We start from the raw sequence: 12,956 nt of genomic DNA, 5'->3' as shown, positions 1-12,956 counted from the left end.
CCTGTGCGCGCGGCGACCCGGCGGACTCAGGCCTCGACGTCGGCCGGCGCCGCCAACGGCGCGGCCGCAGCGGGCGCGGTGTGAACTGCGTTGCCTTGCCCGGCCTTGCCGTGCCCTGCGTTGTCCTGCGCCGCCTTGGCGTGCGCGGCCTTGGCCTCGGCTGCGAGGCCGGCGGCCCGGCTGGCCGCGGCGGCGGCACCCCGGGTGTCGCGCCAGCGGTGCAGCCAGGTCAGCAGGTGGTCGATCACGATGCCCAGCACGATGGCGAAGGCGATGGCGATCCCGACCCCGAGCAGCGGGTGTTCGTGCACCCAGTTGCCCGCGATGATGCCGACGCCCGCGGAGTAGGCCACCCACGTGACGGAGGCAAAGATGTCGAGGATGACGAAGCGGCGGCGGGGGTAGGCCGTGGTGCCGGCGATCCAGTTGACGGCCACGCGTCCCACCGGGATGTAGCGGGCGGTGAAGATCAACATGGCGCCACGCTTGTCGAGTTCATATCGCGCCCAGGCCAGGGCGCGCTGGACCTTGGGTTTGCGCATCCACCGGAAGCGTTCGACGCCGACGTGCCGGCCGAGCAGATAGGCCATGTTGTCCCCGGCAATAGCCCCGAGGGCGGCCGCGGCCATAACCCACCACATGTTCGGCTGGCCGGACGTGACAGAGAGGGCACCCAAGGCGACGATCAGGGTTTCACTAGGCAGAATCGGAACGAAACCGTCGATGAAGCAGAAGATCGTAAGAATCGGATAAATCCACCACTGTCCCGCGGCATGGAGAATAGCCTCATTGATAAATTCCACGCGGGCGTTGCTCCTAGGAAGTGACGAAAAGCGCTCTTCAGTGTCCCATGGCCGGCAAGGATGCGCTACGTTTCGGCCGGGACAAATCTTCACAGTTTTGGGCTTAGCGCCTTTAGGGCTCCGCCGGAGGGACCGGCTGCTCAGCGTCTTCGGGAAGCGTCCCTCGCAGCCTGCTGATGACCAGGTCCACCAGGATCCCCAGGCCGATCGCACAGATCACGGCGACGATGACCCCAAGCAAGTGGTTTTCTTCAAACCACTGGCCGAAGAACAGGCCGATGGCGACGGAATACGAGGCCCAGAGCACCGCGGAGAGCACCGTGAGCCCGACGAAGCGTGACCGGGGGAAGTGGGTGGCGCCGGCCGTCAGGTTGACGGCGACGCGGCCGATCGGCACGAAGCGTGCCACGAGGATCAGGGAGGCTGGGCGTTTGCGCAGCTCCGTGCCGGCCCACCGGAATGCCCTCTGCATACGGGGGCCGCGCATCCAGGCCCAGCGCTGCGTCCCCGTGCGGCGGCCGATCAGGTAGGCGATGTTGTCGCCAAGAAAGGCGCCGGCGGCGGCTGTCGCGGCCAGGAACGCCGGGTTGGGGACATCGGCGGTGGCTGCCACTGCGGCGAGTCCCACGACGACGGATTCGCTTGGAATGGGCGGGAAGAAGCCGTCAATCACACAGCACGCGAACACGAGGACGAGCACCCAGGGTTGCCCCGCGGCGGCCAGGATGAAGTCGTTGATTGCCTGCACAGTTTCCTTACAAACAACGGGCGGACGGCTGTCGTGCCAGTGTACTGCGGGGCCGGCACGCCCGTTGCCCTATCACTTGTGGCGGCCAAATTTGGGGTTTGGGGACCACAGGTGACAGGGCAACGGTGTCCGGCGGTGCTAGGCGATGCGGTCGATGATCAGCTTCTGCGCCGGGCGGGAGCCTTCCGGGGCAACCACGACGGCGTGTTCGAGGGCTTCCTTGGCCCGCTCGAACTTCTCCGGGGTGTCCGTCAGGAGCGTCATCAGCGGCTCGCCGGCCTTGACCATGGCGCCCGGTTTCGCGTGCATACGCACGCCGGCGCCGGCCTGGACCTGGTCCTCCTTGCGGGCGCGTCCTGCGCCGAGGCGCCAGGCTGCGACGCCGACGGCCAGAGCGTCGAGTTCCACGAGCACGCCGTCGGCCGGTGCGTAGATGACCTCGGACTCCCGGGCGACCGGAAGCTTGGCACGCGGGTCGCCGCCCTGCGCCTCGATCATCCGGTTCCAGACGTCCATAGCCCGGCCGTCCCGGAGCGCGGCGCGGGGGTCGGCGTCGCGGACGCCGGCGCAGGCCAGCATCTCCTCCGCGAGCCGGACGGTCAGTTCGACGACGTCTTCCGGGCCCCCGCCGGCAAGCACCTCGACCGATTCCTCGACCTCAATCGCGTTGCCGGCGGTGAGGCCCAGTGGCGTGTTCATGTTGGTCAGGAGCGCGACGGTGTTGACGCCGGCGTCCTTGCCCAGGGCCACCATGGTCTCGGCGAGTTCGCGGGCGCGCGCCTCGTCCTTCATAAAGGCGCCGCTGCCGACCTTGACGTCGAGCACCAGCGAGCCGGTGCCTTCGGCGATCTTTTTGCTCATGATCGAGGAAGCGATCAGCGGGATCGCCTCGACGGTGCCGGTGACGTCCCGCAGGGCGTAGAGCTTCTTGTCGGCCGGGGCCAGTCCGGCGCCCGCGGCGCAGATGACCGCGCCGACGTCCTGGAGCTGGGCCAGCATTTCCTCGTTGCTCATGTCCGCGCGCCAGCCCGGGATGGATTCGAGCTTGTCCAGGGTGCCGCCGGTGTGGCCGAGCCCGCGGCCGGAGAGCTGCGGCACGGCGACGCCGAAGACCGCCACCAGCGGTGCGAGCGGCAGGGTGATCTTGTCCCCGACTCCGCCGGTGGAGTGCTTGTCGGAGGTGGGCTTCACGCTGCCGTCCGCGCGGCGCAGGCTGGAGAAGTCCATCCGTTCGCCGGAAGCGATCATCGCCGCGGTCCAGCGCGAAATCTCGGCCCGGTCCATGCCGTTGAGCAGGATGGCCATGTTCAGGGCCGCCATCTGCTCGTCGGCGATGGCACCGCGCGTGTACGCGTCGATGGTCCAGTCGATCTGGGCGGGGCTGAGCACACCCTTGTCGCGCTTGATGCGGATGATGTCGACGGCGTCAAACGCGTTCGCGTTATCGGCAGGCATGTTGGGAGTTGGTGTCACCGGGGTTCCTCCAGGTGTTGGGGGCCAAAGGCATCGGGAAGGACCTGGTCCATGGTCTTGATTCCCTGGGTGGTCATGAGCTCCATGTCGGGAGCCCTGAATTCGTAGAGCAGCTGCCGGCAGCGTCCGCAGGGCATAAGGACGTTGCCGCCGGCATCCACGCAGTAGAAGGCGCGGAGCAGGCCGCCTCCGGTCATGTGCAGATTGCCCACGAGGGCGCACTCGGCGCACAAGGTCAGCCCGTAGCTGGCGTTTTCGACATTGCAGCCGCTGACGATCCGGCCGTCCGCGGTGAGGGCAGCTGCCCCCACCGCGAACTTCGAATACGGCGCATAGGCGTTTTCCATGGCGGCGACCGCGGCGGCCTCGAGGGCCGCCCAGTCGACGTCGGCGCTGTCCATGGTCAACCCTTGACGTACGGTATGCCGCTGGCGGCCGGTGGCCGGGAGCGGCCAACGAGTCCGGCGACGGCGAACACGGTCACGAGGTACGGCAGCATGGCCATGAACTGGCTCGGCACGGGGGTGCCGATGATCGTCACAATGCTCTGCAGGTTGTCGGCGAAGCCGAACAGCAGTGCGGCGAAGAACGCCCCGATCGGGTTCCAGCGGCCCAGGATCATCGCGGCGAGGGCGATGAAGCCGCGGCCACCCGAAATCTCCTTCGTGAAGCTGTCAATCGCCACGAGGGTGAAGAACGATCCGCCGATTCCGGCGACGGCTCCGCCGAGCGTGACGTTCCAGAAACGGGTCGCGTTGACCTTGATGCCCAGCGTGTCGGCGGCCTGCGGGTGTTCGCCGACGGAGCGGACCCGGAGGCCCCACTTGGTCTTGAACAGGCCGATCCACACCACAATCACGGCCACGTACATCAGGTAGCCCACGACGGACTGCTTGAAGAGGATGGGGCCGAGGACCGGGATGCTGGACAGGACCGGGATCTCGATGATGGGAAGCCGGCCGGGCGAGTTGAACATTTCCTTGTTCGCCTGCATCACGGTGCTGAACAGGAAGCCGGTGAGGCCCGAGATCAGCACGTTGAGCACCACACCGACGATGATCTGGTTGACCACGTACTTGATGCTGAAGACCGCCAGCACCATCGACACGAGTGCTCCGGCTACGGCCGCCGCGAGCAGGCCGAGGTACGGGTTGTCGGTCATGCTGGCGACGATTGCGGCGGTGAAGGCGCCGCCCAGGAGCTGGCCTTCGATGGCGATGTTAACGACGCCGGCGCGTTCGCACAGGACACCGGAGAGGGAACCGAAGACAATCGGCACGGCGAGGGTCACGGACCCGGCGATGAGGCCGGCCAGCGAGATGCTGGGAGTCCGCGCGCCGCCGACGACCCAGATCAGGAAGGCAACCACGAAAACGATGGTGAAGACGACCGGCAACCAGCGGGGCGGCCGCTGGTTCCTTTTCGCCTTCAGGACCAAGGCGTAGCCCGCGAGGCCCAGCAGGACCAAGGAGAGCACTATGCCGCTGAGGAATGCGGGGACTTCGATCGCCGGCAGCTGGAAGAAGTCGCCCCCGGAGGAGACCCCGAACTTAGCGGTTCCTTGCGGGCCCATCAGGCCAAAGAAGATGAAGGCGACGGTGGCCAGCACCGACAGCGTGACCGGCAGCTTCCAGGTGACGGGCTTGGCGGACACTGTCTGCTTGCGTTCCTTTGCCTGCTCCGGCTTGCCCTGCGGGCCACCCGGTACGGGCGCTGTTGCTGTTGTGCTCATGCTGCACCTCCGGTGGTTGCTGCCTTCTGGGTCTTGCCGGCGGTTGCGGCCTTCTTCTTGCGCGGGTTCATTCCGAAGATCGCCCGGATCAGCGGCGGCGCCGCGATGAACAGCACGATGAGCGACTGGACCACCAGCACGATGTCGATCGGCGTGCCGGTCTGGATCTGCATCTGGACCGCACCGGCGCGGAAGGCGCCGAACAGGATGCCGGCGGCGAACGTGCCCCACGGCGTCGAACGTCCGAGCAGTGCGACGGTGATGGCATCAAAGCCGTAGGTTGCCGCGACTCCGTCGGTGAGTACCTTTTCGGTGCCCGCCACCTGCGCGACGCCGGCCAGCCCGGCCAGGCCGCCGGCCAGGGTCATCACCAGGATGGTGGCGCGGGGGACGTTGATGCCGGCGGTCAGTGCCGCCTTGGGGTTGGCGCCGACGGCGCGGAATTCGAAGCCGATCGTTGACCGGTTCAGCAGCCACGAGACGAATACGGTCGCCGCGATGGCCAGCAGGAAGCCGAGGTGCAGCCGGTACTGGCTGCCGAAGAGCTGCGGGTACAACGCTGAGGGATCCAGGATCGGGGAAATCGGGGTGGTCTCCCCCGGCCGCTGGAACAAGTCCGTGTCCAGCAGGTAGCGCAGGAAATACAGGGCGATGTAGTTGAACATGATGGTCACGATGACCTCATGGGCGCCGGTTTTCGCCTTGAGCACACCAACGAGTCCGCCCCAGATGGCACCGCCGATGACGCCGGCGATCAGGACGAGCAGCAGGTGGAGCCCCACCGGCAGGTCCAGAGCGAAGCCCACCCAGGCGGCAAGAATGCCGGCCATGATGATCTGGCCCTGGGCACCGATGTTGAAGAGGCCAGCACGGAATGCCAGTGCGACGCCGAGGCCGGCGGTAATCAGCGGCGTGGCGATGGTGAGGGTTTCCATCAGCGGAGCGAACTGTCCGCCGATGCCGCTCCCCCGCGGGTTGAACACAGAGCCCTGGAAGAGCGCGACGTAGGAGCCGGTGGCGGCTGACCAGACTGCAGAAAGGAAGTCGGTGGGCCGGGCAAAGAGGTAGCTCGACGTGGCCGCTACCACCTTGTCCGTGGCGGCAATGAGCAGGCCGCCAAGGATCAGGGCGAGGAGGACGGCCAGGATGGTCACGATGCCGTTGCCGGTGAAGATCTTGCGCAGCACCGAATCCGGTTCCTCAGCGCCGGGGAGTGCCCCGCTCTGGGCGGAGACCGGAACCGCTGATGGCCGCATCGCCCCGCCGGCTGTGTCCAGCGAGGTGACGAAGTCGGCGTCGTCTTCCAAGGGATCCTGGGACTCCGGGTTCGGAGCCTGGGTTTTGGGAATCCGGTCCGGATCCGGTTCAGCCGAGTGTCGCGGCTCGTTGTTCTCACTCATGGTCGTCTCCTACGGCGCCGGAGCGGGGCTCCTGCACGGGCTGGGCGGCGGGCGCCTGGTTCGTTTCTCTGTTCGCGGCGGCGTTTTCGGCCGCGTTCGCTGCGGCGTTTTCGGCCGGTTGCTCAGCGGGTACTTCCCCGGGACGGGCAGCCGTCTGCTTGCTTGCGGCGTCCGCGAGGGCGTCCTGCGGGGACAGGCCCGCCATCATCAGGCCGAGGACGTCGCGTCCTGTGCCTGCCGGGACGATCCCGACCAGCTTGCCCTTGTAGAGCACTGCGATCCGGTCGGCGAGTTCGATCACCTCGTCCAGTTCGGTGGACACGATCATCACGGGGGTGCCGTGGTCACGCTCGGCGACGATGCGCTTGTGCAGGAACTCGATGGATCCGACGTCCACGCCGCGGGTGGGCTGGGAGGCTATGAAGAGCCGCAGCGGCCGGGAGAGCTCCCGGGCCATCACAACCTTCTGCTGGTTGCCGCCGGAGAGGGTGCCCGCCGCCAGCGAACCCGACGGCGTGCGCACGTCGAACTCGTCGATGCGGGTCTTGGCGTTCTCCAGGACCTTGGCCGGGCTCATGCTGATGCCCTTGGCGAACGGAGCCTTGTCGTAGCGGTCCAAAATCAGGTTTTCGGCGATCGAGAAGGTGCCGATCAGGCCGTCGACCGAGCGGTCTTCGGGCACGAAGCCGACGCCGGAGTTCAGCACGTCCTTAACGCTGCGGCCGAGGAGTTCTTCGCCGTCCAGCAGGATCGATCCCTGGGCGCGTTCATGGAGGCCCAGGATGGCCTCGGTCAGTTCGGTCTGGCCGTTGCCCTGGACACCGGCGACGGCGAGGATCTCCCCTCGTGCGATGTCGAAGCTGATGCCGTCCACAACATGCTGGCCGCTGGGGGCGATCACTGTGAGGTCCTTGACCTGGAAGGTAGTCTCCTGCGGCTTGGCCGGGGCCTTGTCCAGTGTCAGGTTCACGGCGCGGCCCACCATCAGGGAGGCAAGTTCGGTCGTCGAGGCGCCCGGGTCGGCGCTTCCGACCACTTTGCCGCGCCGGATCACCGTGATGGTGTCGGAGACGGCCTTGACCTCGCGGAGCTTGTGCGAAATGAAGACGATCGAGGTGCCGTGGCTTTTGAGCTGGCGCATGATGTCCAGGAGCTCATCGGTGTCCTGCGGCGTCAGCACGGCCGTGGGCTCATCAAGGATGAGCACCTTGGCGTCGCGGACCAGAGCCTTGATGATTTCGACGCGCTGCTGCACGCCGACGGGAAGGTCCTCGATCAGGGCGTCCGGGTCGACGTCGAAGCCGTACCGGTCGGAGATCTCCTTGATCTTCCGGCGGGTGTCGTCCAGGTTCAGGAATCCGCCGGCCTTGGTGGTTTCCGCGCCCAGGGCGACGTTTTCGGCAACCGTGAAAACCGGGACCAGCATGAAGTGCTGGTGCACCATGCCGATGCCCGCGGCCATGGCGTCGCCCGGGCCGCGGAAGGTGACGGGTTTGTCGTCGATGAGGATCTGGCCCTCAGTGGGCTCGTACAGTCCATACAGGACGTTCATCAGCGTGGACTTACCCGCGCCGTTCTCACCGAGCAGACAGTGAATCTGCCCGGGTTCAACAACCACATCAATGTGATCGTTGGCTACCAGGGAGCCGAAGCGTTTGGTGATCCCCTTGAGTTCAAGTTTCAAAACTCTGACCAATCTCGAAGTGTCCGGCGATTGGACCCGGACGGATGATGGGGCTGCAGAACCAGCGTAGTGCCTGCAGCCGGAAGCGGAGTCAGTCCGCGCAACGAAAAGCGCCACAGCCCGTGCGGTGGATGACCGTACGGGCCGTGGCGCTTAGCTAAGGGAAGTTAGACCTTCGGGCTGGCTGCGGATTCAACCTTCAGCTTGCCGGAGGCGATGTCCTTCTTGATCTGGTCCAGGTCAGACTTGAGCTGGGCCGGGACCTGGGAGTCCAGGTCGTGGAACGGAGCCAGCTGCACGCCGTCGTTCGCGAGGGTGCCAACGTACGGGGTGTTGCTGAACTTGCCTTCCGTGTCTTCCTTCACAACGGTCTCGACGGCCTCGCCCATCAGCTTCATGACGGAGGAGAGCATGATGTCCTTGTAATCCGGTGCCGTGAGGAAGCCGTCGGAGTCAACCCAGATGAGCTTGACGTCCTTGCCTGCCGCCTTGGCTTCCTTCAGGGCCGCGCCCGCGCCCTTGCCGACCGGACCGGCAACGGGCATCACGATGTCCGCGCCCTGGTCCAGGAAGTTCTGGGTGAACTGCTTGCCCTTGTCCTGCTTTTCGAAGTCACCGGTGAAGGAGCCGTCCTGCTTGGCCTTGTCCCAGCCAAGAACCTTGACGTCCTTGCCGTTCTTCTCGTTGTAGTACTTGACACCGTCGGCGTAGCCGTCCATGAAGATGGTGACGGTGGGGATCTTGATGCCGCCGAAGGTGGCAACCGTTCCGGTCTTGGTGGTGCCTGCTGCGAGGTAGCCCGCCAGGAAGGCAGCCTGGGCCGTGTCGTAGATGATCGGCTTGACGTTGCTGATCGGGGTCTCGTAGCCGAAGTCGATGATGGCGAAGTGGCTGTTCGGGTTGGCCGTGGCCTGGGACTTGGTGGCGTCGCCGAGCAGGAAGCCGACCGTGACGGTCAGGTTGCAGCCGGCGGTGACCATGGCGCGCAGGTTCGGCTCGAAGTCGTTGTTGGTCTTGGACTCGGCCTGGTTGACCTTGATGCCCAGGTCCTTCTCGGCCTTCTTCAGCCCTTCGTAGGAGGACTGGTTGAACGACTGGTCGTCGAATCCACCGGAGTCGGAGACAATGCAGCCTGTGTAGTTGCTGGCCGTGGCAGAGGCGCTGCTGCTGGCCGTCGGGGCGGCCCCGCAACCGGTCAGCAGAAGTGCAGCCGCACCGGCGGTGGCGACTCCGGCCATTGAACCGCGCTTGAAGGTTGCACGCAGAGAGTTCTTCAATTTTCCTCCAGGAAGAAAGAGTAGGCGCTACGACGTGAGCTCAATGAGTGTCTGTTGGCGGGATTGCCGCTGAAACGCTGTTTTCACTGATGGATTTCGCAGCACTGCGCCGAGGCGCACTGATGCAAGCCACTTTAGTGTCCTGTGACACGTCGAGGTAGCACAGTTCACAGCGATTCCACAGATTGTTGAGAACTTGTTACCAAGCGGTAGAGACAACAAAGCCCGCGCCGGCAGCACCGGTGCGGGGCCTTGCAGCGTGCAGACCGGGCTAGAGGCGGACCAGCATCTTGCCGGTGTTGGCCCCGTCGAGGAGATCCATGAAGGCCTGCGGGGCGTTTTCGAGTCCGTCCACAATGGTCTCGTCGTAGCGAACGGTGCCGTCGGCGAGCCAGCCGGACATGGTCCCGACGAACTCGGCCATGTGCTGCCAGTAGCCGCTGACCAGGAAGCCCTTCAGGGTCAGCTGCTTGCCGATCGCCTGCATGAGGTTCCGGGGTGCCGGGGTGGGTTCGGTGGAGTTGTATTGCGAGATGGCGCCGCACATTGCCACGCGGCCGCCGACGGTGAGCGCCGACAGCGCGGCTTCGAGGTGTTCCCCGCCGACGTTGTCGAAGTACACGTCGATCCCGCGTTCGCCGGCGGCCTCGGCCAGCTGCGCGGCCACCGGACCGTCATGGTAGTTGAACGCGGCGTCGAAGCCGAGCTCCAGCAGCCGGGCCACCTTTTCCGGCGAGCCTGCGCTGCCGATGACACGGGACGCACCCATGGCCTTGGCGATCTGCCCCACCAGTGAGCCGACCGCACCGGCCGCGCCCGAGACGAAGACGACCTCGCCGGCCTTGAACTCCGCCACCTTCAGCAGGCCTGCGTACGCAGTCAGGCCGGTCATGCCGAGCGCGCCCAGGAAGGCCGGTGCAGGGGCCAGATCGGTGCGGGCGGGAGTGGTTGCGCCGGCGTCGAGCACGGCATATTCGCGCCATCCCAGGGAGTGGACGACGGCGTCGCCCACCAAGAGGTCCGCGGACCGGGACGCGATGACCTCGCCGACGGCGCCGCCGTCGAGTGCGGCGTCCAAGGCAAACGGCTGCGAGTAGGACTTAACGTCGTTCATCCGGCCGCGCATGTAGGGATCCACGGAGATGAAGAGGTTGCGGACCAGGACCTGGCCGTCCTGCAGTTCGGGCAGGGCAGTCTCGGCCAGGCGGAAGTTCTCCGGCACGGGGCGGCCGTGCGGGCGGGACGCCAGCTGGATTTCGCGGGTGGTGGCGGGAAGGGTGATGGTTTCGGTGCTGGCGCTCATGCGGCGACCTCCAGGATCTTGATGTCGACAGTGATGTTGCCTCGGGTGGCATTGGAGTAGGGGCAGACTTCGTGTGCCCTGGCCACGAGGGCCTCCGCCGTTTTCCGGTCGACGGCGGGCAGGGCGATCTCGAGTTCCGCGGCGATGCCGTAGCCGGTTCCGTCGCCGAGGGCGCCGAGGTGGATCCGGGCGGCGACGGCGGAATCCGTCAGGTCCGCCTTTTGCTGGCGGCCGACGAGGCGCAGGGCCGAGTGGAAACAGGCCGCATACCCGGCGGCGAAGAGCTGCTCCGGGTTGGTGCCTTCGCCGTCGCCGCCGAGTTCCACCGGGCTGGCCAGGGCCACATGGAGTTTTCCGTCCTTGGTGACGGCGGTGCCGTCCCGGCCATCGCCCGAGGCCAGGGCCTCAGCTGTGTAGAGAGTCTTCATGGGGATCCGATCTGTTGGGACAATCTGGTGGCAGGCGGCAAACTCGCCGGAAGCCTGCGCGGGCGCCGTAAACTACCGGCGGACTGGCGCGCCTCCGGCGATTTCGACGTCGGCGGCTTCAGCGGGGGGTGTGCAGTGCGGCGGCGAGCCGGCCGAGGGTCTCCCGCAGCTGGTCAAGTTCTGCGGGAGAAAGCCCGGCCGCATCGGCGAGCCGCTGCGGGATGCCTGTGGACCGTGCGCTCAGCGCTGCACCGGCTCCGGTGAGGTGGACCTCCACCCGGCGTTCGTCCGCCGCGGACCGGCGCCGCTCCACGAACCCCAGCGCTTCGAGCCGCTTGAGCAGCGGGGAGAGTGTGCCGGAGTCGAGCCCCAGCTCCTCCCCCAGTTCGCGGACGCTGCGCGGCTCCTCTTCCCAGAGGACCAGCATGACGAGGTACTGCGGGTAGGTCAGGCCGAGTTCGTCGAGCATCGGCCGGTAGGCGGCGGTGGCCGCCCGCGATGCGGAGTACATGGCGAAGCACAGTTGCCGGTTGAGGCGCGGGGCTTCCTGGCTGGCAGGGGCTGCCTTTTGCGGCGGGGTCATGAATCCACCGTACCGCACAATTCGATTGTGAACAATTTAGTTGTGCACAATCTAATGAAGCGGGCTGTAACCGTGCCTTCCGCCCTGCAAGGGGCCAATGCCGCGGGAATCCGCCGGATTTCCCCATGTTTGCAAGGCGCCGCTGGCGAGTCCGCCCGAACGCCCGGCGCGTCCCGGCGTCGCGCCGGCAAAGGTGGGGAAACCCCGCACGGCGGCCGCTCCCGTGCGCAGGGCAGCAGAACAAAAGGATGGGGCAGGAACACCCGGAGGCGAAAGCCGCGGGTAGCTGCGGGGTTTAGAGGTCGCGGATGGTGCGGAGGGCTGCCGCGGTGAGGACCTGGATGCCCAGGCCCAGGGCGCGTTCGTCCAGGATGTAGTCGCCGCGGTGCAGGTCGTACTCCTCGCCGCCCGGGGTCTTGGTGCCGAGGCGCATCATGGCGCCGGGGAGGTCCGCGAGGAACCAGGCGAAGTCCTCGCCGCCCATGGACTGCGGGGTCAGGACCACCGAGCTCTCGCCGATTTCGGCGCGGGCCGCGGCTTCGATCAGGGCGGTCTCGTGTTCCGAGTTCACCACGGGGGGCACGCCGCGGGTGTGTTCCAGGTGCACGTCGACGCCGTACGGTGCGGCGATCTGTTGCACAACCTCGTCGAGGATTTGGCCGGCGTTGTGCCAGGCGTCGCGGTCCAGGCAGCGCATGGTGCCCGCCATGTAGCCGCTGGCCGGGATCGCGTTAGGGGCGGAGCCGGCGGAGATGTGCCCCCAGACCACCGAGACGCCGCTGCGGACGTCAACGCGGCGGGACAGCACCGCCGGGACGTTGACCGCGATCTGGGCCAGGGCGAAGACCAGCTCTTCGGTCAGGTGCGGGCGCGAGGTGTGCCCGCCGCGGCCGGTCAGTTCGATCTTGATGGTGTCCGAGGCGGAGGTGATGGCGCCGATCCGGGTGCCGATCTTGCCCACATCGATGCGGGGGTCACAGTGCAGGGCAAGGATCCGGGGAACACCTTCGAGGACGCCCTGCTCGATGCAGCTCTGGGCTCCGCCGGGCATGGTTTCCTCGGCGGGCTGGAAGATGATCCGGACCGAACCGCGAAGCGGCGACACCTCATGCATCCGCTGCAGCACCAGGGCCGCTCCGAGCATCGTCGCGGTGTGGACGTCGTGGCCGCAGGCGTGCGTGACACCGTGGTTCTTCGAGGCGAACGGCAAGCCTGTTTCCTCGATGATGGGCAACGCGTCAATGTCGCCGCGCAGGGCGGTGGCGATCGGACCGTCTCCGATGTCGACTGTAAGGCCCGTCCCTTCGAGACGCCGGGGTTTGAGGCCCGCTTCCTCGAGGCGCTTGGCGAGTTTGTCCGTGGTCCGGAATTCCTTGAAGGAGAGCTCCGGGTGCGCGTGCAGGTCCCGCCGGAAGGCGATCAGCTCCGGCAGCAGGGGCTCGAGCCACGGTCCCACCAGCGTGGTGGGCTCAGCTTCAGTTGAGTAGTTGCGCACAGAATAACTCTAGCGAGCGCACAAAAAATA

Annotated in this window: 12 protein-coding genes; all 12 read right to left on the bottom strand. The window is 66.6% G+C overall.

Annotated elements, in window-relative coordinates; genetic code table 11:
- Positions 1-26: 26 nt before the first annotated feature.
- The 12 genes from LDO13_RS04690 to LDO13_RS04635 all read right to left on the bottom strand — a co-directional run bounded on the left by LDO13_RS04690 (position 27) and on the right by LDO13_RS04635 (position 12,926).
- Positions 27-803: a DedA family protein gene (locus LDO13_RS04690; RefSeq protein WP_224048896.1), complete on the bottom strand. Its 777-nt coding sequence runs from the start codon at positions 801-803 to the stop codon at positions 27-29.
- A gap of 112 nt (positions 804-915) precedes the next feature.
- Positions 916-1,551, bottom strand: a complete 636-nt coding sequence (locus LDO13_RS04685; RefSeq protein WP_224048895.1) for a VTT domain-containing protein — start codon at positions 1,549-1,551, stop codon at positions 916-918.
- Positions 1,552-1,689: 138 nt separating this feature from the next.
- Entirely contained in the window at positions 1,690-3,006 is a 1,317-nt protein-coding gene (locus LDO13_RS04680; RefSeq protein ID WP_224048894.1) for a thymidine phosphorylase, read from the bottom strand.
- Positions 3,007-3,020: 14 nt separating this feature from the next.
- A complete protein-coding gene (locus tag LDO13_RS04675) occupies positions 3,021-3,425 on the bottom strand; it encodes a cytidine deaminase (RefSeq protein WP_056433046.1) in 405 nt (134 codons plus the stop codon).
- Positions 3,426-3,427: 2 nt separating this feature from the next.
- Positions 3,428-4,756, bottom strand: coding sequence for an ABC transporter permease (locus LDO13_RS04670; RefSeq protein WP_224048893.1), 1,329 nt, complete (start codon positions 4,754-4,756; stop codon positions 3,428-3,430).
- Positions 4,753-6,156: an ABC transporter permease gene (locus LDO13_RS04665; RefSeq protein WP_224048892.1), complete on the bottom strand. Its 1,404-nt coding sequence runs from the start codon at positions 6,154-6,156 to the stop codon at positions 4,753-4,755. Before LDO13_RS04665 ends, LDO13_RS04670 begins: the two co-directional genes overlap by 4 nt.
- Positions 6,149-7,840, bottom strand: coding sequence for an ABC transporter ATP-binding protein (locus tag LDO13_RS04660; RefSeq protein ID WP_224048891.1), 1,692 nt, complete (start codon positions 7,838-7,840; stop codon positions 6,149-6,151). Before LDO13_RS04660 ends, LDO13_RS04665 begins: the two co-directional genes overlap by 8 nt.
- Before the next feature lie 167 nt (positions 7,841-8,007).
- The gene (locus LDO13_RS04655) at positions 8,008-9,078 is read right to left on the bottom strand and encodes a BMP family ABC transporter substrate-binding protein (RefSeq protein ID WP_224049664.1); all 1,071 of its coding nucleotides are present in this window, start codon (positions 9,076-9,078) and stop codon (positions 8,008-8,010) included.
- Positions 9,079-9,388: 310 nt separating this feature from the next.
- Positions 9,389-10,420 carry an NADP-dependent oxidoreductase gene (locus tag LDO13_RS04650; RefSeq protein WP_224048890.1) on the bottom strand — a complete coding sequence of 344 codons (1,032 nt, stop codon included), beginning with the start codon at positions 10,418-10,420 and terminating at the stop codon, positions 9,389-9,391.
- Positions 10,417-10,848 carry an organic hydroperoxide resistance protein gene (locus LDO13_RS04645; protein WP_224048889.1) on the bottom strand — a complete coding sequence of 144 codons (432 nt, stop codon included), beginning with the start codon at positions 10,846-10,848 and terminating at the stop codon, positions 10,417-10,419. Before LDO13_RS04645 ends, LDO13_RS04650 begins: the two co-directional genes overlap by 4 nt.
- A 118-nt stretch (positions 10,849-10,966) precedes the next feature.
- A complete protein-coding gene (locus tag LDO13_RS04640; RefSeq protein ID WP_224048888.1) occupies positions 10,967-11,431 on the bottom strand; it encodes a MarR family transcriptional regulator in 465 nt (154 codons plus the stop codon).
- Positions 11,432-11,726: 295 nt separating this feature from the next.
- Entirely contained in the window at positions 11,727-12,926 is a 1,200-nt protein-coding gene (locus LDO13_RS04635; protein WP_224048887.1) for an amidohydrolase, read from the bottom strand.
- Positions 12,927-12,956 lie beyond the last annotated feature (30 nt).

It is taken from the genome of Arthrobacter sp. NicSoilB4 (assembly GCF_019977335.1).
Classification (GTDB): domain Bacteria; phylum Actinomycetota; class Actinomycetes; order Actinomycetales; family Micrococcaceae; genus Arthrobacter.
This window is presented reverse-complemented; position numbering and strand designations above follow the sequence as displayed.